We start from the raw sequence: 21,152 nt of genomic DNA, 5'->3' as shown, positions 1-21,152 counted from the left end.
GACGCGCGGCCTCGAAACAGGCGCGCGTCGCGTTCCGTTACCATCTCGGCTTCGCCTTCCGTCGCATCGAACGGATCGGCGCCGACAGGAATTCCGACAAGCAGATGCCGTATCGCCCCGCCTTCGCCCTTCCCTCCGCCATGCGCTGCCTGAGCGCCGCCGCGCTTGCGATATTCATCGCCGGTTGCGCCGTCGGGCCGGACTATCAGCGCCCCACGACGACGGTCCCGGCCAGCTACAAGGAAGCGCCCGATGGTTGGAAGATCGCGCAGCCGGCCGATCAGATCGACCGCGGCGCCTGGTGGACCATCTACAACGACGCGCGCCTCGACGATCTCGAAGCGCAGTTGAATCAGTCGAACCAGAGCATCGCGCAGTTCGCGGCCGCGTACCGGCAGGCGCGCGCGCTAGTCGGTGAAGCGCGCGCGGCATATTTCCCGACGATCGGCGGATCGGCAACGGCATCGCGTTCGGGAACGGGCGCGGGCAACCGGTCGACGAGCAGTTCCAGCCTCGGTCAGCAAGGCTCGGTCAACAACCAGTTCAGCATCGCGCTCGACGCGAGCTGGGAGCCGGACCTGTGGGGCAGCGTCTCGCGTACGGTCGCCGGGCAGAAGGCGGGCCAGCAAGGCGCCGCCGCCGATCTCGCCAACGCGCGCCTGTCCGCCCAGGCCACGCTCGCGCAATCGTATTTCCAGTTGCGCTCGCTCGATGCACAGCAAAAGCTGCTCGACGAAACGGTCGCGGCGTACCAGCAATCGCTCAAGCTCACGCAGAATCAGTATGCGCAGGGCATCGTCGCGCGCTCGGACGTGATTCAGGCGCAGACGCAACTGCAATCGGCGCAGGCGTCGGCTATCGAGAACGGCGTCGCGCGCGCGCAGTTCGAGCACGCGATCGCGGTGCTCGTCGGTGAACCGGCGTCCACGTTCTCCCTTCCGCCGATTCCGCTCGACGCCACGCCGCCCACCGTGCCGGTGCAGATGCCATCGGCGATTCTCGAGCGCCGTCCCGACATCGCGTCGGCGGAGCGCAAGGCCGCAGCGGCGAACGAGCAGATCGGCATCGAAATGGCCGCGTATTTCCCGACGCTCACGCTCTCCGCGCAAGGCGGCTTCCAAAGCTCGGTGCTGTCGCAACTGCTGCGCGCGCCATCGCGCTTCTGGACGCTCGGCCCGGACATCGCCGCGACCATCTTCGACGGCGGCCTGCGCGCCGCACGCACCGAAGCCGCGCGCGCCGCCTACGATCAGAACGTCGCGACGTACCGGCAAACGGTGCTCACCGCCTTTCAGGACGTCGAGGACAATCTCGCGTCGCTGCGCATTCTGGAGAAGGAAATCGTCGTGCAGCAGCAGGCCGTCGAATCCGCGCAGCAGGCGCTCGCGATCATCAACAATCAGTACAAGGCGGGAACGGTCGCTTTCCTCAGCGTGCTGACCGCGCAGACCACGGCATTCACCGCGCAGCAGAAGCTCGCGAACATCGCGGGGCAGCGGATGGTGTCGTCGGTGGGACTGGTGAAGGCGCTCGGCGGCGGCTGGGACGCCGCGCAGATGGATCGCGAGACGGGCAGCGTGGAAGCGCCCGCGCCGGCGCTCCCGGCGAGCGCGGCGCAGACTGCCAGCCGCTAGCGCATGAAGGTCAGCGCGACCGTATCCGGGTCGGTGTGACGGCCGAGCAGGTTCAACAGGCCCGCGAGGTTTTCGCGCTGCTCGGGCGCGGCGGTCGCGGTGCCCTGGAAAGATGTCGATCCCGCTGCAACCGAGCCATTGCCGGTAAGCATCAGCGGGCCTTTGCTCGTCGACAGATTGATCGTCGCGGATGCGCCCTGCGCCTGCAACGCGACGCGATACGAACCGAGCGGCTTCACGCGCGAAACGCGCGAAGCCATGTCGTCGAGCGTGACGACCACTTGTCCGTAAGCGTTGCGATTGAGCAAACGGAACTCGGTCCACGAGAGCCGCACGGCGCCATCGAAATCGAGTGTGTTGAACGGCGCGCCCAGGCCCGCCAGCAGCGTCGCGGGCACCGCGATCTGTCCGCCCGTGAGCGTCGCGCCGCGCGTGCTGGCGTCGAGGATCACGGCATCGGGCATCGCTTCCGTCTGAAGCATCGTCATGTGGATGCGGCCGGTGAAGAGCGGCAGGAAGGACGTCGTCCACTCGATGCGCCCCGGCAAGAGCGTCGCGCCTGCGCCGTCGCTGCCCGCGGCGAGCATCAGCGTGGCCGAGCCGCGCCAGAGCGATCCTGAAGGATCGACGAGATTCACGTGCCCGCCGGTCGCCTTCGAAAACTGCGGCACGATCCACGCGGCCGGCATCATCACGAGCAGCGTCCCCGCCACCGATATCACCATCACGAAGATCGCCGGCAATGCGAGCCGGATGCGTCGCGTCCAGTAACTCATTTCGTGCCGGCCGGTTGCAGCGATGCGGTCAGGTCCACCTGACCGTCCTGCTTGAGCGCCGTGACGCGCGCCTCCGACACCTGCACCTTGAACTGCTTGCGCGCGTCGTCGAGCCACATCGTCCAGTTCGGGAACGACGCGTTCTTCAACTGGATCTGCACCGCCGCGCCGATCACCTGGATCTGCGTCGGCTGCATGCCGTTGTCGGCGAGCGACTTTGCGAGCGCGTCGCGCAGCGCGCCGCCGGTCGGCATCACGCCCTCGGCGGCGGGCTCGAGCGAGCGCGCTTCGTTGGCCTGCGCGTTCATCGTCGCGAGCTGGCGCTGCATCGCCGGCAAGGTCTGGCGCAGCCGCGCGCGGCCTTCGTATGCGGGCGCCCACAGCACGAGATACACGAGCGTAATGCCGAGCACGATGCCGCCCCACATCAAAAGCGTCTTCTCGCGCGGCGTGCGCACTTCCCAGAATTCCGACAGTGAACGTCCGATTTCCGCTTTCATTGGGCGCTCCTGATCGTCCATTTGCCTGTGTTGCTATCGATCGAACCGTTCAGGCCATTGGCCGCGAGACGCTTCGAGAGATCGGGATCGACCTTCGTTTCGGGCTTGAAGGTCACTTCCAGATGCCGGTCGCGATAGTCGAGCCCCGCGACGCCGTTCACCGGCACGGGACCGAGCGAGCGTGCGAGCCCGTCCGCGAGCGACAGGAAATCCGACGGCGACAACTGGCCCGACGCCACGCGCAGGCGATCGAGGTTGCGCGACATCTGATCGGGCGCATCGAGCACGACGGTCGTCTTCGGAAACGCGTTGAGCAGCAGCTCGGTCATCTGCGCGCCGATGGCGTCTCGCTGGCGCGCGAGTTGGAGCCATTGCACGTTGATGCCGATGATCGACACGATGACCGACGCCGCCACGAGCGCGATCGGCACGCGCAGGCGGCGCACCGTGGCGCGGTCGAGGCGCCACGGCTGCGCGGCGAATTCGAACTGGCACAGATCGAAGCGGCTCGCGACCGCGTTGCGCGCGAGCGCTTCGAAGGCGATCGGCTGTGCGCCCGCGAGCACGGCCGCAGCGTTGCGCGAGCCGGAAAGACGCGGCTCATCGCCGGGCAGATCGACGAGCGAATACAGCGTCACGGGACGATCGCCCGCGAGCGCGGAGAGCGTCGCCTCGATCGAATCGGCGGGCAGCGCGAGGCCTTCGCCGAGCGCCGCGCGTTCGCCGCGCGCAATCGCGATCTCGATGCGCGGCGCGCCCGACGCGGCAGGCGCGGGCGCAGCCACCCCGCCCATCAGCGCGGGCGCGGTCGACACGACCTGACCGAACAGGCCCGCGATGAACGGCGTCGGCGGCACTGCTTTTTCTTCTTCCTCGCCTTCCTCGACGGGCGCCGCGCACACCGGCACGGGCAGGCACCGCATCGCGGGCACGGCCTTCACGTTGCGATGCCCCGCGCCCGAAAACGCGCCGAGCACGAAGCGGAACCAGCCGCGATCGATCACCGCGACCACGCGCTTGCCATCCGCGAGATCGACCGGATCGACGGCGATGTGACACGTCTGCGGGTCCTGGATCAACTGGTCTTCGACGACGTTCGGCAGCGCCTGACGCAGGCGCGGCCCTTTCAACGGCGGCACGGAAGCGGCGAGCAGCAGCGTGTCGCGCGCGGCGACGATCAGCACCGTCGAGGTCGCGCGCGGCAGCAGGCCGAGCGCCGCGCGGCCGGCGCGTTGCGGCTCGCCGCGCTTGTCGAGCAGCAGGAAAGGCAGATCCGGCAGATGCCACTCTTCCGAGCGCACCGCGGGATCGCGCGGCGGCAGTAAAACGATCAGTGTGCTCAAAGGCCACTTCCTCTCATCAATGACAGCGGCACGTCTCTACAGGCTATCGCGCGTGTAGACGATGCGCGTCGTATGCGTCGTCGGATCGCGATACACGAGCGTCGTGCGCTCCAGTTGCGCGCGTTCGTGCTCGACGCGTCCGCGGATCACGAAATACCGCGTCGTGACGTCCATGTCGTTCGGGTCCATCGACACCGTCTTGACGCCCGCGCCGGTCAGCGCGAGTTGCACGTTGCCGATGTCGTGAAAAAACACCGTCTCGCGGCGCGCGACGAACGCCTGCGCCTGCGACAGATTCATGCCCGCCACCACGGCCGCGATCACTTCGGCGGGCGCGGTGTTCATGTTCACGGCGGTCGAAGTCGGCAGCACGGTGACGAACGGCCGGAGCTTTGCGACCGCTTCCGCCGAAAAGCCCGGCACGTCGAGCAGCGAATCGACGCTGATCATCTGCAACGGCGCGACGGGCGCGTTGCTGTCGGTGTCCTTCATGCCGGGATCGTCCGTGAAGTTTCCGCCGCCCGCCGCGCCGCCCTGCGCGAGCGCCGCGATCGTCGCTTCGGTGCTCTGCTGTCCGGCCGCGCCGGTCGCGCTCGTGGTGCCGCCGGTGCCGGTCTGCATCTGGAAGCGCGTCGCGGAGCGCGCGAGGCCCGCGCGCATCTGCAGCGCCACCGTCTTCGCGAGCGAGCCGTTGACGCCGAGCATCGCGAGCAGCCGCTGGAACGCCTGAATCTGCCCGACGTTGATGGTCAGCACGCCGGGCGTCGGCGTCGATACGAGATTGCGCAGGTTGAACTTCGCCTGCGCGTCTTCGATCGAGCCGGACAGATACGTCGATGCGCCCTGCTGCGCGCGCACTTCGCCGATCTGCCCGAGAAAATCCGACAGCTTGGTCCGCGCGATCGGCACGCCCCACACGCCGCCGAGATAGGTGACCGTCGGCGAGGTGTCGGCTTCCGAGCGCAGGATGAGACGCGTCCAGTCGAGCGCGCTGCGCGAAATCCACTGCGCCTGCGCGAGCAGCCGCTGATTCTCGATGCGGCGAATCTGCACCTGCTGCCGCCACAACATGCCCGACACGAGAATCGCCGCAAGCGACACGACCAGAAGCGCGCTGATGATCGCGACGCCGCGTTCCTTCCGCTTTCGGCTGAGCGTTCGCATCGTCACTCTCCGACCAGAAAAACGCGCGTGAGCGGCACTTGCAGATTGCCCGCGCCGACCGCGACCTGAATGCCCGACACCGCGCGCGCCAGCGGCGCATTGCCGAGTTGCGGCACCTTCAGGTTGTTGTCGTTCTGCTTGATCTGCGAGAGGACGTCGGCCATTCTCGTCGTCCAGCCTTGTTCCGGGATGTAGACGCGCGTCGCAAGCGAGGCGACGCCGCCCATCAGCGCAATCGTGCTCCAGCCCTCCGCCGGTTCGCCCGACGACAACGCGCGCCGCACTTCACCGACGTTTTGCAGCGGCGGCGACGCGGAGCGCACGATCCGCCCGTTCGAAAGCCGATAGCGCACCACCTGCAAACGCGGCGCCGTGTTGGACGCGAACACGCCGCGCACGATCTGCAGCGAGCCGTTGCCGATCTGCACGGCGGGCTGGCCGGCTTCGTCGTCGGTTGCGGCCTGGCGCGCGTCAATGCGCATCTGGTCGAACAACTGCGCGACGATGCGCTCGTCTTCCATCGAATTCTCGATCGTGCTGCGCGCGCGAATCACCGAATCGAGACCGCGCCACGACAGCACCGCGATCACCGCGAGAATCGCGATCGCGATCAGCATTTCGAGCAGCGTGAAACCGCGCTGCGTTCGATGCTTCCGGTTCCGGTCAGAGCGAGCGGTTCGTTTCATTCGCCACCACCGTGACCATTTGCGCCAGATAACCCGAACGGCCCGGCGTCGTGACGAGCATCTCGACGCGCCGGAAAATCGGGTTCGGCGTCTGGCTCACGCGCTGCGTGCACATGAGCTTGAGATTGCCTTGCGAGCAGTCGAACGTGCGCGAGCCGATCTGCGGAAACTGTCGCGAGAGCCGCAATTGCGCGAGTTCGTTGTCCGCGCTCCAGCCCGCGAGCAGCCGCCGATGCAGATCCGCTTCGCCTGTCGCGAGCGAGCCGACCGCGCGGATCGACGCCGCGAGCGCCACGCCGATGATCGCCAGCGCGACGAGCACTTCGATCATCGTGAAACCGCGTTGATGTGAACGGCGCGCGCGCATCATCGCACCTGGAAGCGGCCGTTGCCGCTGCTGACGATCGTCGCGCGGCCCGCGGCCGAGAACAGCGTGATTTCCATCGGCGTGTCGATGGCCTCGGTGCCGAACACGAGCCGGCTCACCGATTTGTCGGAATCGAGAAACTGGATCGTCACGCCGGTCACGCCGCCTTCCCAGCGGCGCGCGCGCAGCAAGTCGTCACGCAGCGGGCGCCAGCCGTCCTCGGTACGGATATCGAAGCGAAAACCGCCGTCGAGCGGCTGCCACGCGATGGGTCTCGCGCGCACCTGCGCTTCGTCGCCCGCCGATTCGAACAGCAGCGCCAGACGCTGCGCCTCCTCGTTGAGATCGGTGCGCGGGTTGCGCGTGAGTTGCAGCGACGCGAGCGACACGAGCAGGCCCGCGATCACCAGCACGACGAGCATTTCGAGCAGCGTGAAACCTGCCTGACGACGCGCCGACGAATGCCCGTTCACGATATCTATGACCGAAGGCTTACTGCCAGGAGCCGACGTCGGCGTCGTTGCCTTCGCCGCCCGCCTTGTTATCCGCGCCGTAGCTGAACACGTCGATTTCGCCATGCACGCCCGGATTCAGATATTGATACTGGCCGCCCCACGGATCGGCCGGCAGGCGCTCGAGATAACCGCCTTCTTTCCAGTTGTTCGGAATCGGCTCGGTCGACGGCTTTTCGACCAGCGCGCGCAGGCCTTGCTCCTGCGTCGGATAGCGGCCGTTATCGAGGCGATACAGCTTCATCGCCTGCATGATGGTGCCGATGTCCTGCTTCGCGGCGACGCGGCGCGCCTCGTCCGGGCGGCTCATGATCTTCGGCACGATCAGCGCGGCGAGAATGCCGAGAATCGCGATCACGACCATGATTTCGATCAGCGTGAAGCCGCGCTGGCGGCGTGCCTTGTTGATTTCGATGCGGCGTTGCATCAGTTGCATGACTGCTTACCTCTTGAATTGAAAGTACGTTTCCGGGCCTCGTGCCCGTGGTGATCGAAAAAAACCGCCGCTCATTCTAGCGATGCCGGTTCGCCGCGCAACGCGCGCGCAAGCGAGGCATCGCGTCGCGCTCAGCGCACCCAGACGGTCGGCCCCGGAGGATTCTGCGGCAGGAAGACCTCGGATTTCACGCCGTTGCGATCGATGATGATCGAGCGCGCGCGCACTTCCGAGAGCTTCACGCCTTGCGTGAGCGGGCCGCCCAGCGACACGGCCTTGGCCGGCTCGCCGCCGTAGCTCACGATGGCCGCCGCGCCGCCCGTCAGCGCGAGAATGCCGAACAGATGCACATCCGAATTGGCCTGCCGTTCCAGCCGTCCGCCGAAAATGGTCGCGGCCTGCTCGACCGACGGCGCGCGCGTGGCGGCCGCGGCGGGCAGCGGCGCGGTCTCGCGCGAGGTCAGCGTGACGACCCAGTAAGTGATCGTCACGCAGAAAAGCGCGAGCGCGGCCAGCGTCAGCAAGCGAGTTTGAAGGACGTTCATCACTGCACCAGATTATTCAGTTCGATGATCGGCAGCATCACCGCGAGCACGATCACCAGCACGACGCCGCCCATCGCGAGAATCAGCAGCGGCTCCAGCAGGCTCGTGAGGAACATCGTGCGCCGTTCGAGTTCGCGCGCTTCGCCTTCGGAGGCGCGGTCGAGCATCGTGGTGACGTCGCCGGTCGCTTCGCCCGAGCGGATCAGGTGAACCAGCACCGGCGGGAACGTGCGCGTGTTGCCGAGCGCGCGCGACAGCGAGGAGCCTTCGCGCACGCGCACGATGGCGTCGTCGACGTTATTGCGCATCGCCGTGTTCGACAGCGTTTCGCCCGCCGCCTGCAACGCGCGCAGGATCGGCACGCCTGCGGCGGTCAGAATGGCGAGCGTGCTGGCGAAGCGCACGGTGTTATAGCCGCGCACCAGCTTGCCGACGAGCGGCGCGGTAAGCAGCCAGCGGTCGAAGGACATGCGCGGGCCGGGCCGCGCGAGAATGCCCTTCACGATCCAGGCAAACAGCGCGACGCCGATCAGCACCGCCCACCAGTAACTCCGGACGAAGGCGGAGAGCGCCATCATCATCACGGTGAGGAACGGCAGCTGCTGTTTCGTGCTCGCGAACACGTTGACGACCTGCGGCACGACATAGCTCAACAGGAACGTGACGATGCCGAACGCGATGATCGTGACGATGCCCGGATACGTGAACGCCAGAATGATCTTCTGCTTCAGCGCGTTACGCTGCTCGATGTAATCCGCCAGACGCGAGAGCACGAGACCGAGCTTGCCGGTGTGTTCGCCCGCCGCGACGAGCGCGCGATAAATCTCAGGGAAATCTTTCGGGTGCTGCGCGAGCGCGTTGGCGAACGAGTGGCCGCCGAGCACTTCAGCGCGGATCGCGGCCATCAGCTCGCGGATGTAGTCGCGCTCCGACTGCTCGGTCAGCACCGAAAGCGTCTCGCCGAGGGGCAGGCCCGCGATCAAAAGGCTCGCAAGCTGGCGCGTGAGGATCGCCTGTTCGCGCTGCGACAGACGCCGCCCGAGCGAAAGCCGCTGATTGCGCTCTCCGCGTGTGCGCGTGCCCGCCGCCTCGACGACGAGCGGCGTCAGCCCTTGCGTGCGCAACTGGCTGCGCGCGGCGCGGGCGCTGTCGGCGTCGAGCACGCCTTTTTGCGTCTTGCCTGCGTGGTCGATCGCTTCGAAACGGAAAGCCGGCATACGTTCAATCCCCGCCTGTCACGCGCAGCACTTCTTCCAGCGAACTCACGCCCGCCGCGATCCAGCGGTCGCCGTCCTCGCGCAGCGTACGCATGCCCTGCTTGCGGCCCGCTTCGAGAATCTCGGCGTCCGCCGCGTTGCGATGGATCAGCGGGCGGATCGTATCGTCGATCAGCAGCAGTTCGTACACGCCGCGACGCCCGACATAACCCGACTGGCCGCATCGGTCGCAACCGACCGGATGCCAGTGTTTCGCACCGTCTTCTTCCACGCGTTCTTCCTTGCACACCGGACACAGTTGCCGCACGAGCCGCTGCGCGAGCACGCCGAGCAGCGACGACGCCAGCAGATACGGCTCCACGCCCATGTCGGTGAGACGCGTGACGGCGGAGGCGGCATCGTTCGTGTGCAACGTGGCGAGCACGAGGTGGCCGGTGAGCGACGCCTGCACCGCGATCTGCGCCGTTTCGAGATCGCGGATTTCACCAATCATGATGATGTCCGGATCCTGACGCAGAATCGAGCGCAGCGCGCGCGCGAAAGTCATGCCGATGCGCTCGTTCACCTGCGTCTGCCCGATACCCGACAGATCGTATTCGATCGGATCTTCCACCGTCATGATGTTGGTGGTCGTCGTCTCGAGCCGCGACATCGATGCGTACAAGGTCGTCGTCTTGCCGGAGCCGGTCGGCCCGGTCACGAGCACGATGCCGTGCGGGCGGCCGATCAGCTTGTCGAAGTTGACGAGCGTGTCGCGCGCCATGCCGAGCTTTTCGAGATTCAGGCGCTGCGCGTCTTTTTCGAGCAGACGCAGTACCGCGCGCTCGCCGTGGCCGGTCGGCAGCGTGGACACCCGCACATCGACCGGACGGCCGCCGACGCGCAGCGTGATGCGTCCGTCCTGCGGCAGGCGTTTCTCGGCGATATCGAGCTGCGCCATGATCTTGATACGCGAGATCAGCGCGCCGTGCAGCGCCTTCTTCGGGCGCACGACATCCCGCAATGTGCCATCGACACGAAAGCGCACGACCGACGCGTTCTCGAACGGCTCGATGTGGATATCCGATGCCTGCTCCCGCGCCGCCTGCGTCAGCAGCGCGTTGATCATGCGGATGATCGGCGCGTCGTCCTCGGATTCGAGCAAATCCTCGACTTCCGGAATGTCCTGCATCAGACGCGACAGATCGACTTCGCCTTCCACTTCGCCGACGACCTGCGCCGCGCTGCCGTCGTTGCGCGCATAGGCCGAATTGATCGCGGCGGCGAGTTCGTCGGCGGGCTTGCGCACGATCGACAGCGCGCCGAAATTGCGCGCGACTTCGGCGAGCGCCGCATCGGTCGTGCGCTCGCTGATCCATACCTCGATGCTGTCCGCGTGCTGGTGCGCGAGCAGAATCTGCCCGCTGCGCGCGAAACCGTAGGGCACGAGCCGGGCCGCCAGCGGCGACGCCGCGCTGCTCGCGCTCTCGACTGCATCGTTGACCGCACTCACGGCCTGACTCCCTGCTGGTTGCCCGGATACCCGTTGCTGTTCGTCGCGGCGTTGCCGGGCATCGCGTTCGTCGCGCCGTTGGGCGGCATGGCGTTCGTCGCACCGTTCGCGGGCATCGGATAGGTGTTGCCGCCCTGCGGCGCCGGACCGGCCTCAGGATTCTGCGGCAGCGTCGTGCTCGGGCCGGGGCCGCGCGTCGTGTTGCTCCAGTCCAGCAGATTCTGGGCCGGCGCGCCACCGCCTTCGCTCGGACCGAGCGGCTTCGGCGGCATCACCGGCACATTCTGGTCCTTGATGAGACGGTTGTCGGTCGTCGAGCCGTACTGCTGCTGGCGCAGATAGTCGTAGCGCGTGTTGGCAATCTGCGTCGACGTTGCCTGATCGCGCACGATCACCGGACGCAGGAACACCATCAGATTGGTCTTCGTGCGCGTCTTGCTTTCGCTTCTGAACAGGCTGCCGATGAACGGAATGTCGCCGAGCAGCGGAATCTTGCTGTTGTTGTTGTTGTACTGATCCTGCATCAAGCCGCCGAGCACGACGATTTCGCCATCGTCGGCAAGAATGGTCGACTGCACCGAGCGCGTGTTGATGGTCACGCCGCCCGGGTCGTTCTTCGTGCCGTTGTCGACGCTCGAATCTTCCTGATAGATCTGCATCTTGAGCACACCGCCGTCGGTGATCTGCGGCTTCACGTGCAGCGTCACGCCGACGTCGCGGCGATCGAAGGTGTTGAACGCGGTGACGGACGTGGCGGCATTCGCGGTCGGCGTCGCGTACGAGCCGGTCACCACCGGCACGTTCTGGCCGACGACGATCTTCGCTTCTTCGTTATCGAGCGTAATCAGATTCGGCGTGGAAAGAATGTTCGCTTCCGCCGAAGTCGCAAGCGCCTGCACCAGCCCTCCGAGCCCGAAGAGGCTGCCGAAGCGGTGCAGCAGGCCAATGTTCAGGCCTTGCGCGAGCAGACCGGTCGTCGAAGTCAACGATGACGGATTCTGCGCGATCGCATTGCCCTGCAAGGTCAGGTCGACGATGTTCGTATTGCCGGAGCCGAAGCTCGAGCTGCCGTACAGCGCGTTGTTGCCGCCGTTGGAAAGCAGCGCGCCCTGCCATTGAATGCCGAGGTTCGCGCCGCTCGTCGCGGAGAGCTCCACGATCAGCGCCTCGATGTACACCTGCGCGCGGCGCGCGTCGAGCTGGTCGATCACGGAGCGCAGGTTGCGGTACATCGGATCTGGGGCGGTGATGATGAGCGAGTTCGTCGCCGCATCCGCCTGGATCATGCCGCCGCCCTGATCGTTGCTGCTTTCGTTGTCCTTGTTCGACGAGAAACTCGAATCGCGATTGCCCGAGCCGCCCGTCATCGGATTGTTGCCGGTGCCCGAACCGCCGCCGAGACCGCCCGGCAGCGGCGGCACCCCCGACTGACCGGTGGACGTCGACGAATTGCTGAGGCCGCCGCCGCTCTGGCCGAAATTCGAACTCTGATTGGACGAACCCGACGTGTTGTCCGAGCCGCTGCCCTTGCCGAGCATGCCGCGCAGCGTCTTGGCGAGGCGCGTCGCATCGGCGTTGCGCAGCGCCACGACGTGCATGTTGCCGGGCTGTCCCGTGGGCGCGTCGAGTTTTTTCGCCAGCGCCTTCGCCGCCGCGAGGCGCGCGCTGCTCGAGGCGCGGAACATCAGCGAGTTGGTGCGCGAGTCGGGCGTGACGGTGACTTTGAGCGTCGCGTCGGTGCTGCCGACCGTGCCGGGATCGAGCAGCTTGTTCATCTGCTCGGCGACGTCGATGGCGTTCGCGTTCTTCAGATTGACGATGTCGACCTCGCGGCCCGCCGCCGTATCGACGCCGGCGATGATGCCCGCGATGCGGCGCACGTTGTCGGCGTAATCCGTGACCACGAGCGTGTTGTTCGCCGGATACGCGGCGATCGTGTTGTTCGGCGAGATCAGCGGGCGCAGGACCGGCAGCAGATTGTTCGCCGATTCGTTACGCAACTGAAAGACTTGCGTGATCACCTGGTCGCCGCGCGCGGCCGGCGCGTTGCCCACGTAAGTCGGCACGCCCTGGAGCTTGGCGTCGGCTTCGGGCACGACCTTCAGGACGCCGTGATCCTGCACGAGCGCGAAGCCCTGCATGCGCAGCGAGGACTGGAGCGTTTTCAGCGCCTGGTCCTCGGGAACCGGATTTTCGGAGACGAGGTTCAACTGCCCCTTGACGCGGGGATCGACGATGATGGTTTTGCCGGTGGCGGCGCCGATCGCTTTCGCGACCTGGTCGATGTCCGCGTTGACGAAATTGAGCGTCACTTGCGCATGCGCGGCTTGCGCGACGATAAGTCCCGCCGCCAGCAGTGCCGTCGCTCTGCGACGCAGTGCCATAGATTGTCTTCTCATGGATGTGATGTCAGGGCCGGTCTTGAAAGAGCCGGCCAAGGCTGCACCGCTCGTCAGCCGAGAGCGCCGCAAACCGCGGTGTGGAACGGGCAACCCAATCCAGCGCGATCATTTTAAAAAATGTGACGATAACAGCTTTATGTAACGGAATTGTGCCAATTCGTTCCGGATCAGACCGCTCATCCGCTGCTCGTACGATCCAAATTTCCAGCGCTCTCAAGCTTTCGAATAACTTGCCGATAGACCGTATCTGGGCGGTTTCCAGAGCAGGCCGATGCACGCGGGAGCCGAATTGTACCCCGTCCAGAAGTCTTATTATTCATACGTTTAGGACAATACCGATTGACGGCCAGGGCCGCTCGCGCGCAAGCGGCCTTCAGCCCCGTCCATTGGACTTATGTCTGACCGCCAACTTAAGTCCGGAATCGTCAGCCGGTATGATACGGTCGGTTCCGCATTCCGGGCGTTGCAAAAAGGGTGGGTTTTCCCCGAGCAAGTTTCGGTCGCGGACGTTGATTTGTTGGCGTTGGCGCCAAGGCGCCGCAACGGCGGCATGGACGTTCCGCATAGGGCGGATGGAGTAGAAAGAAGATGAAGAAAATCGTGCGACTACTTGCGATATGCGGGCCGCTGCTGGCGGCCGCCTCCGCACACGCAGACTGCTTCGACGAAGCGGCGAAGTATCAGAAGGTCAATCCGCTCATCCTCCGCGCCATCGCCTGGAACGAATCGCACAACAAGCCCGACGCCATCAACAAGAACGCCAACGGCTCGACCGACTACGGGCTGATGCAAATCAACTCCATTCATCTCGGCACGCTCGCACAGTACGGCATCTCGAGCGGCACGCTCATGGAGCCATGCAAGAGCGTCTACGTCGCCGCGTGGCATCTGCGCCAGAAGATGAACAAGTACGGCAATTCCTGGCAGGCCGTCGGTGCTTACCATTCCGAAACACCCGCGCTGCGCGACAAGTATTCGGCTCAGATCATCGAGATCCTGCGCCGCTGGAAGTTGCTGCAAGCCACGCAAACCACGCAGGCCGCGCGCTAACCTTCGCGGGTTCCGCCCCGCACGCGCGCCGCGTCCGGCGCAATTGATGCAAAATCCCTAATTCGAACGCCCGCGCCGCGCAAACCGCGAGCGTGGGCTCGCGCTCGCGCGCGCCCTTTCCCCGTCACGCATCCTTGCAATGAACGACACGCCACTGCCAATCACCGTGCTTTCGGGGTTCACCGGCGCGGGTAAGACCACACTCGTCGATGCCCTGCTCGCCAACGCCGAAGGTCTGCGCATCGGCGCCGTGACGAACGGCCAAACCGCGTCCGGCGCGGATCGCGAAACGACGGAGCTGCCCAACGGCTGCATGCGCGTGACGCTCGCCGACGGGTCGATGGAAGCGCTCGAAAGCGCGATCACGTGGATCGCGCAGCAGCAGCGATTCGACGCCATCGTGGTCGAGTCGTCGGGCGTCGCCGATCCGATGACGATCGCGGAACATCTCGCGTTCGGCGACGACGACGACGCGGCGCTCGCGGGCCGCGCGCATCTCGATACCTTCGTCACCGTGATCGATGCCGCGACCTTCGCGCGCGACTACGCCTCGTCGGACTCGCTGGCCGAACGCGGACTCGCGCAGGCGAGCCATGACGAAGAAGACGGCAAGACGGTCGTGGAGACGCTCGTCGAGCAGATCGAGTTCTGCGATGTCATCGTCATCAACAAGATGGATCTCGCCGGCGCAGATGAAGTCGAGGGCGTCGCGCGCATTCTGCACGGCCTCAACCCGCGCGCGATTCAGCTTCGGGCGCAATCGGGCGACGTGCGTTCAACCGATGTGCTCGACACCGGCCGATTCGATTTCGATGCGACCGCGAGCGCGCCGGGCTGGCTCACGATACTCAACGGCGATGAACCAACGAGCGACGAGCCCGACGCATCCGGCGTCGGTCACTTCGTGTATCGCGCGCGCCGGCCGTTTCATCCCGAACGGTTGTGGAACCTGCTGCATCGGGAATGGCCGGGCGTGCTGCGCGCGAAAGGCTTCTTCTGGCTCGCGACGAGAAGCGATGTCGGCGGTTCGCTGTCGCAAGCGGGCGGCACGTGCCGGCACGGTCCGGCGGGCGTGTGGTGGGCGGCGCAGGATCGCAGCGAATGGCCGACCGACGACCCCGAGCTCGAAGCGGAGATCGTCGCCGAATGGTACGGCGATCCGGACGACAACAGCATCGGCGATCGTCGGCAGGAGCTGGTGCTGATCGGCCTGAATCTCGATACGGCCGCATGGCAGGAGAGCTTCGATGCCTGCCTTCTCACCGACGACGAATGGGCGCTCGGCCCCGAGGCATGGCAACGCTTCGCCGATCCGTTTCCGGCTTGGGAAGTGGAAGAGCATGACCACGACCACGACCACGACGACCACGATCACGGTCCCGATTGCGATTGCGACGAACATCCGCATTGATGGACGAACGGCTTGCCGCGAAGCATTCCGGCAAGCCGAAAAAAAACCCGCCGAAGGCGGGTCATGTACAACTGGCTACCACGGGTAGCCGCACAATCGGCAAGATGCTTACCGCTTGTTCACTGCGTCCTTGAATGCCTTGCCAGCCGTAAACTTGACCGTCTTTGCGGCCGGAATCTTGATGGATTCGCCGGTCTTCGGATTGCGGCCGGTGCGCGCTGCGCGCTTTCCCGAGCCGAAGCTGCCGAAGCCGATCAACTGCACTGCGTCACCTTTCGATACGGCCTTCTTGATCACTTCGAGCAACGTGTCCAGCGTTTCGCCGGTTTGAGCCTTGCTGGCGCCGGTCTGAGCGGCTACGGCGTCGATCAATTCCTGTTTGTTCATTAAGGTTCCTTTATCAGTTTAGGTTGACACGAACAGCGCGAACGCGCCGATTATACGTGCGCAAGCCGTGCAGTCGAGTAGGGACGGCCTTCTGGCGGGCCTGCCCGACGAATCGGCGTGACTTCGGCCATGTCACCGGCGCTGCTCACTTCATCGCCTTCACGCCGCCTCTACACGTGGCGCTTGGTATGATAGCGCAGCGCAAACCCAATCTGGACAAGGGTTTCAAAGATTTACCGTTAATTTCCGGGGCTCCCGGCCGTTTTTTTGGCGCAGACCACCTGGGTCCGAACCATGCTACGCGAGCTGATCATCGAATACGGCCTGCCGTTGGTTTTTGCCAACGTTCTGCTCGAGTGCCTCGGCTTGCCGCTCCCAGCCTTGCCCACATTGGCTTTGACGGGTGCGATCACCGTCTCGGCAAGCCTCGTCCCGGCCGGTTTTTCGACGCTGTTTCCATCGCCTGCCATTGCGCCTCTCGTTGCGATCGTCGTGACGGCGAGCATCGCCGCGCTCATCGGCGACACGCTCTGGTTCTGGCTCGGGCGCCGCTACGGCAGCCGCGTGCTCGCCTTCATGTGCAAGCTCTCCATTTCGCGCGATACCTGCGTCAACCGCAGCGCGAGTTTCTTCGGGCGCTTCGGCGTGCGCATCCTCGCGGTATCGAAGTTCATCCCCGGACTCTCGACGCTCGCGATTCCCGTCGCGGGCGCGACCGGCATCGGCTTCGGAAGCTTTCTCTTCTACGACGCGCTCGGCGCGCTCTTGTGGTCCGGCGTCGGCGTTGCGTTCGGTGCGGTCTTCGCGGATCTCGTCGATACCGCGCTCGCCTGGCTCGATCTGTTCGGGCGCGGCGTGATCGTGATCGCCGTCATCGCGCTTGCGCTCTATCTCGCCGTGCGCTGGTGGCAGCGCGTGTCGCTGTTGCGCAGGCTGCGCATGGCGCGCATCGATATCGCGACGTTGCGCGCGCTGCTCGCGGGTGAGCCGCCGCCGCTCGTCATCGACGTGCGCCGCCGCGAACGCCGCGCGATGGACCCGTACGCGATTCCCGGCGCGCTGCTGCTGCACGACGATGCCGCATCGCAGCTTGCCGGCATCGCGCGCGACCGCAAGCTCGTGACCTACTGCGATTGTCCGAACGAAGTGTCGGCGGCGCTCGCGGCGAAGGAACTGGCCGCACATGGCTTCACCGACGTCGCGCCGCTGCTCGGCGGGCTCGAAGCGTGGCGCGCGGCAGGCCACGCGCTCGAACCGCTGATGATCGAAGACCGCCCGAACGCTGCGGCGCATGGCGTCGCCAATTCGTCTTCAGCCTGATCTTTCTTCGCGCATCCGGTCGAGCGGGCGCGCAGTCTCTTCTTTTATCGCATGACCGAATCCCAGCTTTTCGCCCCGCACGATCTTCCCGCGCGCTGGCAGCGCAGGCGCGCCTTCACGTTCGTCGACACGACGTTCAGCGCCTTCCTCGCGCTCTGGCAACGCTGGCGCGACGACGAAGAACGTTGCGACCGACTGCATGTCCTGGCGCTTGCACCGCTCAGCGCACTGGACGCCCCGCCTTCACCCGACGACGCTTCGCCGCTTGCCGCCGAACTCGCGCGCGCGTGGCCGATGCGCGTGGCCGGCCTCCATCGGCTGGAGTTCGATGCGGGGCGTGTCGTGCTGACGCTCGCGATCGGCGACGATATCGAAACGCTGCTGTCGAAACTCTGGCTGCGCGCCGATGCCTTCCATCTCGATCTCACCGCGACCAGCGATCCGCGCAAGCTGTGCAAATCGCTCGCACGCTTCGCCGGCGCTGACGCGACGGTTTGCGCGATCGCGGCCGATCACGAAGCGCCGCAACTGGAGCGCGCGTTGCAGGCATCGGGCTTCGAGTGCGCGCCGCACGCCACGCATGCGCATGCGCCCGTGACCGCACGCTTCGCGCCGCGCTGGCGCGTGCGCCGTCACGAGCCGCCGCTTCCTTTCGACGCGAACGCGCGCGAAGCCATCGTCATCGGTGCCGGGCTGGCGGGCTGCGCGGTGAGCTCGCGGCTCGCCGGACGCGGCTGGCGCGTCACGCTGATCGATCGTCACGCGTTGCCTGCGCGCGATGCATCGGGCAATCCGGCGGGCGTGTTTCATCCGATCGTCTGGCGCGACGACAGCGTCGCCGCCCGCCTCACGCGCGCGGGTTTTCTCGACGCGTTACGCCGATGGCAAGCGCTCGAATCGGCGCATCGAGACTTGCGGCGCAGCGACGCGGGCCTGCTCCAGATCGCCGATACCGCCGCAGATGCCGACGCGCTCGCCGACGCCATCGCGCGTTTCGCGTATCCGTCCGACTACGTGCAGCCGATGACGCGCGACCAGGCATCGCGCATCGCCGGCGTCGATGTCGCACGCGGCGGCTGGTTCTTTCCGCGCGGCGGCGCCATTTCGCCCGCGGCGGTGTGCGTCGCGCAAATCGCCGAGGCCTCGGCGAAGATCACGCCGCGCATGAACACCGAAGTGACGCGCGTCGCGCACGATGGCCGTCACTGGCGAGCATTCGATGCAAACGGCGCGGAGATCGCCCAGGCGCCCGTGATGGTGCTCGCCAACGCGCATGACGCCGAGCGGCTCGCCGGTCTCTACGGCGAGCCGACGCGCAGCGTGCGCGGCCAGCTCACCGTCCTCGAACCCGGCGCGCTCGACGCGCTGCGCATGCCCGTGATCGGCGAAGGTTATGCGGTGCCGCTCGGCACGGACGGCGCGCTCATCGGCGCGACCTACGATATCGACGATCCCGATCGCGCGATCCGCGAGGCCGGGCATCGCGAAAACATCGAACGCGTCGCGGGCATGTTGCCGGCGCTCGCGAAGACGCCGGCCGGCGTCCGGGCAGGCCGCGTCGCATTCCGCTGCGTGACGAGCGACCGCATGCCGATGATCGGCCAACTCGCCGATGAAAGCGCCGCTCGCCGAGATGCGCGCGCGCTGTCCGGCGCGTGGCCGCTCGACCTTCCGCGCATGCCGGGTCTCTATGGCGCGTTCGCGTTCGGCTCACGAGGTCTCGTCTGGGCGACGCTCGCGGCGGAGCTGATCGCGTCGCAGATCGAAGGCGAGCCGTGGCCCATCGAGCGCGAACTCGCCGAAGCCGTCGACCCCGCCCGCTTTTTGCTGAGGGCTTTGCGGCACGGCGAAATCGGCGCGGTGCAGTTATCCCCGTGACGTTGTGGATAAGCCGTCTGTTTGCAGGCGAAAGTCGTGTGCATGCGTTGTGCACGTAAACGGGACAACTCGACGCGCAGCCTCGGCTCCGAAAAGTTGTTCCGCGTTAACGGCGCTGCGCCAACATGTTTACGGTCCGCTTCTGCTTTCCCCAAATGATTGAATGAAAAGACGAAAGCGTTGTTATCCACAGAAGAGGCAGCCCCTTGTTAACCACTACTACGTTTATATAAAGTAAACCTGTAAACATCTAACGGCGAGGCCGTCGTCCGGCCGTAAACAAAAAGTCCGAACGTCGCGAAAATGACAACCGGTCAGCTTTTCCATCCAGATCCGAGCTTCAGGCTGTCGCTTTTACTTCATAAGAATCAGAAGCTTGGACTTTCTGTCAGGGGTTCCGAGGTATGGCACAATCGCGCTTCTTCCTGCGTCGCGCCGTTCAGACGGCGACCGCTTCAACGGAACGATGGCTGCGCGCCAAGAATCTGATCACGAAGCCGCGCCGTCGTTTGCTGTGTTCGGCCCGGCACTCGAGCGGGCGCCGCATGCCTTTCCTGTGTCACACGGAACCTGGATCTCCGATGCGACATTGAGGGCGTGCAAGGCGCGCCGCCGCCAGCCGGACACGTCGTCTAATTCGTGCACGGCCCGACCGTGACGCCGTGTTCGTTCGCATTTCGGTATTACCTGAATGAACCCACGCTCGCCTGCCCTGGCGGATGCGCCTCGTCCGCGAGCGCGCGCCGCGGGTGCGAGTCTAGCAACGGAACGTGCACGCATCGCACTTGCAGCAACGAAGGAGAAGCCAACACGATGAATTCGGCATTTTCATTTCTGCCCGCCTGGCCGCTCGAACCCGACGCCATTCTCTGGGCCGGGCTTGCGCTCGTCACGGCCGGACTCGCCGGAGAGCTGCTGTGGCGCGCGTGGCGGCTGCCGCGCATCACCGGCTTTGCCGTGATCGGCCTGATCGCCGGCAACGCGGGTCTCGGCGTGATCGACGCCAGCGCGGGCGGCCTGTCGCGGCCACTGCTCGATGTCGCGCTCGGGCTGCTGCTCTTCGAGCTCGGCGGGCGGCTCGACTTGCGCTGGATCCGCCGCAATCCGCATCTGGTGCTGTCGAGCATTGCGGAATCGACGCTCACGTTCGGCCTCGTGCTGATCGCGCTGACGCTGCTCAACGTGCCGACAATGCCATCGGTCGTGATCGCGGCCATCGCGATGGCCACATCGCCCGCGATGGTCATCCAGCTGAAAACCGAGCTGCGCGCGGAAGGCCAGGTCACGCAGCGCCTTCTGACGCTGACCGCGCTCAACAGCATGTACGCGGTGGTCGTCGAAAAGCTCGCGGCGGGCGTGCTGCATCAGGAAATCTACGGCAACGCGCTGGCGACAATCCTGCAGCCGCTGTATCTGCTGATCGGCTCGCTCGTGCTGGCGTTCCTGCTCGCGCGCGCGTGCAATCTGCTCGTGCGGCGCCTGCCCGCGAACGACGAGCATTCGTTCGTCGCGCTCTTCGGGCTCGTGCTGCTGGCGATCGCGGTCGCGCACCTCTTCAAGCTGTCGACGATTCTCGCGCTGCTCGCCGCGGGCATCATCGTGAAGAACGCCGACGAGCGGCCGCAGCTCTGGCCGTCGCACTTCGGCTCCGCCGGATGGCTGCTTACCGTCATTCTTTTCGCGCTCACGCTGACATCGTTCCACTGGCGCGATATCGCGCTGGGCGGCGTGGCGGCGCTCGGGCTGATCGTCGCGCGCTTCATCGGCAAGCTGGTCGGCGTGCTGATTTTCGCGAAGCCGAGCGGCCTGAACTGGAAACAGGGCGCGGCGCTCGGCGTCGCGCTCACGCCGATGTCGGCGCTCGCGTATGTGCTCGTCGACGACATGTACGTGCTCTATCCGGACTACGATCCCAAGCTGCGCGCGATCGTGATGTGCTCGATCGTCGTGCTGCAGATCGTGTCGCCTTTCCTCGTGTACCGTAGCCTGTCGGCGGTGGGCGAACGGCGCGAATGAGCGCGCCCGCCCAGCC

Annotated in this window: 19 protein-coding genes; 6 read left to right on the top strand and 13 right to left on the bottom strand. The window is 65.8% G+C overall.

Features of this window, described 5'->3' with window-relative positions; translation table 11 throughout:
• The first annotated feature begins 104 nt into the window (after nucleotides 1-104).
• Nucleotides 105-1,634 carry an efflux transporter outer membrane subunit gene (locus tag AWB75_RS00480; RefSeq protein ID WP_061122124.1) on the top strand — a complete coding sequence of 510 codons (1,530 nt, stop codon included), beginning with the start codon at nucleotides 105-107 and terminating at the stop codon, nucleotides 1,632-1,634.
• Here AWB75_RS00480 and AWB75_RS00475 read toward each other — a convergent pair.
• From AWB75_RS00475 to gspD, 12 genes are all read right to left on the bottom strand, one after another.
• On the bottom strand, nucleotides 1,631-2,410 hold the full coding sequence (locus AWB75_RS00475; RefSeq protein WP_061122123.1) for a type II secretion system protein N: 780 nt from the start codon (nucleotides 2,408-2,410) through the stop codon (nucleotides 1,631-1,633). The genes AWB75_RS00480 and AWB75_RS00475 overlap by 4 nt on opposite strands.
• Complete coding sequence (gspM, locus tag AWB75_RS00470; protein ID WP_061122421.1) at nucleotides 2,407-2,910, bottom strand: type II secretion system protein GspM; 504 nt, start codon at nucleotides 2,908-2,910, stop codon at nucleotides 2,407-2,409. Before gspM ends, AWB75_RS00475 begins: the two co-directional genes overlap by 4 nt.
• A complete protein-coding gene (gspL, locus tag AWB75_RS00465) occupies nucleotides 2,907-4,253 on the bottom strand; it encodes a type II secretion system protein GspL (RefSeq protein ID WP_061122122.1) in 1,347 nt (448 codons plus the stop codon). The genes gspM and gspL overlap by 4 nt, the downstream gene beginning before the upstream one ends.
• A 36-nt stretch (nucleotides 4,254-4,289) precedes the next feature.
• A complete protein-coding gene (gene gspK, locus AWB75_RS00460) occupies nucleotides 4,290-5,417 on the bottom strand; it encodes a type II secretion system minor pseudopilin GspK (protein WP_061122121.1) in 1,128 nt (375 codons plus the stop codon).
• Nucleotides 5,418-5,419: 2 nt separating this feature from the next.
• Complete coding sequence (locus AWB75_RS00455) at nucleotides 5,420-6,103, bottom strand: PulJ/GspJ family protein (protein WP_087086432.1); 684 nt, start codon at nucleotides 6,101-6,103, stop codon at nucleotides 5,420-5,422.
• Nucleotides 6,081-6,473 (bottom strand): type II secretion system minor pseudopilin GspI, encoded by a 393-nt coding sequence (gene gspI / locus AWB75_RS00450; RefSeq protein WP_061122119.1) that lies wholly within the window; start codon nucleotides 6,471-6,473, stop codon nucleotides 6,081-6,083. The genes AWB75_RS00455 and gspI overlap by 23 nt, the downstream gene beginning before the upstream one ends.
• Nucleotides 6,470-7,048, bottom strand: a complete 579-nt coding sequence (locus AWB75_RS00445) for a GspH/FimT family pseudopilin (RefSeq protein WP_268807793.1) — start codon at nucleotides 7,046-7,048, stop codon at nucleotides 6,470-6,472. Before AWB75_RS00445 ends, gspI begins: the two co-directional genes overlap by 4 nt.
• Nucleotides 6,963-7,409, bottom strand: coding sequence for a type II secretion system major pseudopilin GspG (gene gspG / locus AWB75_RS00440; protein ID WP_407642109.1), 447 nt, complete (start codon nucleotides 7,407-7,409; stop codon nucleotides 6,963-6,965). The genes AWB75_RS00445 and gspG overlap by 86 nt, the downstream gene beginning before the upstream one ends.
• Before the next feature lie 140 nt (nucleotides 7,410-7,549).
• Nucleotides 7,550-7,963 (bottom strand): hypothetical protein, encoded by a 414-nt coding sequence (locus AWB75_RS00435; RefSeq protein ID WP_061122116.1) that lies wholly within the window; start codon nucleotides 7,961-7,963, stop codon nucleotides 7,550-7,552.
• Nucleotides 7,963-9,180 (bottom strand): type II secretion system inner membrane protein GspF, encoded by a 1,218-nt coding sequence (gene gspF, locus AWB75_RS00430; protein WP_061122115.1) that lies wholly within the window; start codon nucleotides 9,178-9,180, stop codon nucleotides 7,963-7,965. The genes AWB75_RS00435 and gspF overlap by 1 nt, the downstream gene beginning before the upstream one ends.
• A gap of 4 nt (nucleotides 9,181-9,184) precedes the next feature.
• Nucleotides 9,185-10,672, bottom strand: a complete 1,488-nt coding sequence (gspE, locus tag AWB75_RS00425) for a type II secretion system ATPase GspE (protein ID WP_061122114.1) — start codon at nucleotides 10,670-10,672, stop codon at nucleotides 9,185-9,187.
• Nucleotides 10,669-13,056: a type II secretion system secretin GspD gene (gene gspD / locus AWB75_RS00420; RefSeq protein WP_061122113.1), complete on the bottom strand. Its 2,388-nt coding sequence runs from the start codon at nucleotides 13,054-13,056 to the stop codon at nucleotides 10,669-10,671. Before gspD ends, gspE begins: the two co-directional genes overlap by 4 nt.
• A gap of 606 nt (nucleotides 13,057-13,662) precedes the next feature.
• Here gspD and AWB75_RS00415 point away from each other — a divergent pair.
• Together AWB75_RS00415 and AWB75_RS00410 are read left to right on the top strand one after the other, a co-directional pair.
• The gene (locus AWB75_RS00415) at nucleotides 13,663-14,124 is read left to right on the top strand and encodes a lytic transglycosylase domain-containing protein (RefSeq protein ID WP_061122112.1); all 462 of its coding nucleotides are present in this window, start codon (nucleotides 13,663-13,665) and stop codon (nucleotides 14,122-14,124) included.
• 139 nt (nucleotides 14,125-14,263) lie between these two features.
• A complete protein-coding gene (locus tag AWB75_RS00410) occupies nucleotides 14,264-15,535 on the top strand; it encodes a GTP-binding protein (RefSeq protein WP_061122111.1) in 1,272 nt (423 codons plus the stop codon).
• 108 nt (nucleotides 15,536-15,643) lie between these two features.
• On the opposite strand, the gene AWB75_RS00405 is transcribed toward AWB75_RS00410, so the two are convergent.
• On the bottom strand, nucleotides 15,644-15,922 hold the full coding sequence (locus tag AWB75_RS00405; RefSeq protein ID WP_008352404.1) for an HU family DNA-binding protein: 279 nt from the start codon (nucleotides 15,920-15,922) through the stop codon (nucleotides 15,644-15,646).
• Between the two features lie 294 nt (nucleotides 15,923-16,216).
• Here AWB75_RS00405 and AWB75_RS00400 point away from each other — a divergent pair, with 294 nt between their 5' ends.
• The 3 genes from AWB75_RS00400 to AWB75_RS00390 all read left to right on the top strand — a co-directional run bounded on the left by AWB75_RS00400 (nucleotide 16,217) and on the right by AWB75_RS00390 (nucleotide 21,136).
• Nucleotides 16,217-17,242 carry a VTT domain-containing protein gene (locus AWB75_RS00400; RefSeq protein WP_061122110.1) on the top strand — a complete coding sequence of 342 codons (1,026 nt, stop codon included), beginning with the start codon at nucleotides 16,217-16,219 and terminating at the stop codon, nucleotides 17,240-17,242.
• Between the two features lie 51 nt (nucleotides 17,243-17,293).
• Nucleotides 17,294-19,120, top strand: a complete 1,827-nt coding sequence (gene mnmC, locus AWB75_RS00395) for a bifunctional tRNA (5-methylaminomethyl-2-thiouridine)(34)-methyltransferase MnmD/FAD-dependent 5-carboxymethylaminomethyl-2-thiouridine(34) oxidoreductase MnmC (RefSeq protein WP_061122109.1) — start codon at nucleotides 17,294-17,296, stop codon at nucleotides 19,118-19,120.
• Nucleotides 19,121-19,933: 813 nt separating this feature from the next.
• Nucleotides 19,934-21,136, top strand: a complete 1,203-nt coding sequence (locus AWB75_RS00390; RefSeq protein WP_061122108.1) for a cation:proton antiporter — start codon at nucleotides 19,934-19,936, stop codon at nucleotides 21,134-21,136.
• Nucleotides 21,137-21,152: the final 16 nt, after the last annotated feature.

The sequence above is a fragment of the Caballeronia catudaia genome, from assembly GCF_001544755.2.
Taxonomy (GTDB): domain Bacteria; phylum Pseudomonadota; class Gammaproteobacteria; order Burkholderiales; family Burkholderiaceae; genus Caballeronia; species Caballeronia catudaia.
This window is presented reverse-complemented; position numbering and strand designations above follow the sequence as displayed.

Coding starts and splice junctions, on each gene's coding strand:
- AWB75_RS00480 (WP_061122124.1), top strand. CDS start 105: ATGCCGTATCGCCCCGCCTTCGCCCTTCCCTCCGCCATGCGCTGCCTG.
- AWB75_RS00475 (WP_061122123.1), bottom strand. CDS start 2,410: ATGAGTTACTGGACGCGACGCATCCGGCTCGCATTGCCGGCGATCTTC.
- gspM (WP_061122421.1), bottom strand. CDS start 2,910: ATGAAAGCGGAAATCGGACGTTCACTGTCGGAATTCTGGGAAGTGCGC.
- gspK (WP_061122121.1), bottom strand. CDS start 5,417: ATGCGAACGCTCAGCCGAAAGCGGAAGGAACGCGGCGTCGCGATCATC.
- AWB75_RS00455 (WP_087086432.1), bottom strand. CDS start 6,103: ATGAAACGAACCGCTCGCTCTGACCGGAACCGGAAGCATCGAACGCAG.
- gspI (WP_061122119.1), bottom strand. CDS start 6,473: ATGATGCGCGCGCGCCGTTCACATCAACGCGGTTTCACGATGATCGAA.
- AWB75_RS00445 (WP_268807793.1), bottom strand. CDS start 7,048: ATGGCGAAATCGACGTGTTCAGCTACGGCGCGGATAACAAGGCGGGCG.
- gspG (WP_407642109.1), bottom strand. CDS start 7,409: ATGCAACGCCGCATCGAAATCAACAAGGCACGCCGCCAGCGCGGCTTC.
- AWB75_RS00435 (WP_061122116.1), bottom strand. CDS start 7,963: ATGAACGTCCTTCAAACTCGCTTGCTGACGCTGGCCGCGCTCGCGCTT.
- gspF (WP_061122115.1), bottom strand. CDS start 9,180: ATGCCGGCTTTCCGTTTCGAAGCGATCGACCACGCAGGCAAGACGCAA.
- gspD (WP_061122113.1), bottom strand. CDS start 13,056: ATGGCACTGCGTCGCAGAGCGACGGCACTGCTGGCGGCGGGACTTATC.
- AWB75_RS00415 (WP_061122112.1), top strand. CDS start 13,663: ATGAAGAAAATCGTGCGACTACTTGCGATATGCGGGCCGCTGCTGGCG.
- AWB75_RS00410 (WP_061122111.1), top strand. CDS start 14,264: ATGAACGACACGCCACTGCCAATCACCGTGCTTTCGGGGTTCACCGGC.
- AWB75_RS00405 (WP_008352404.1), bottom strand. CDS start 15,922: ATGAACAAACAGGAATTGATCGACGCCGTAGCCGCTCAGACCGGCGCC.
- AWB75_RS00400 (WP_061122110.1), top strand. CDS start 16,217: ATGCTACGCGAGCTGATCATCGAATACGGCCTGCCGTTGGTTTTTGCC.
- mnmC (WP_061122109.1), top strand. CDS start 17,294: ATGACCGAATCCCAGCTTTTCGCCCCGCACGATCTTCCCGCGCGCTGG.
- AWB75_RS00390 (WP_061122108.1), top strand. CDS start 19,934: ATGAATTCGGCATTTTCATTTCTGCCCGCCTGGCCGCTCGAACCCGAC.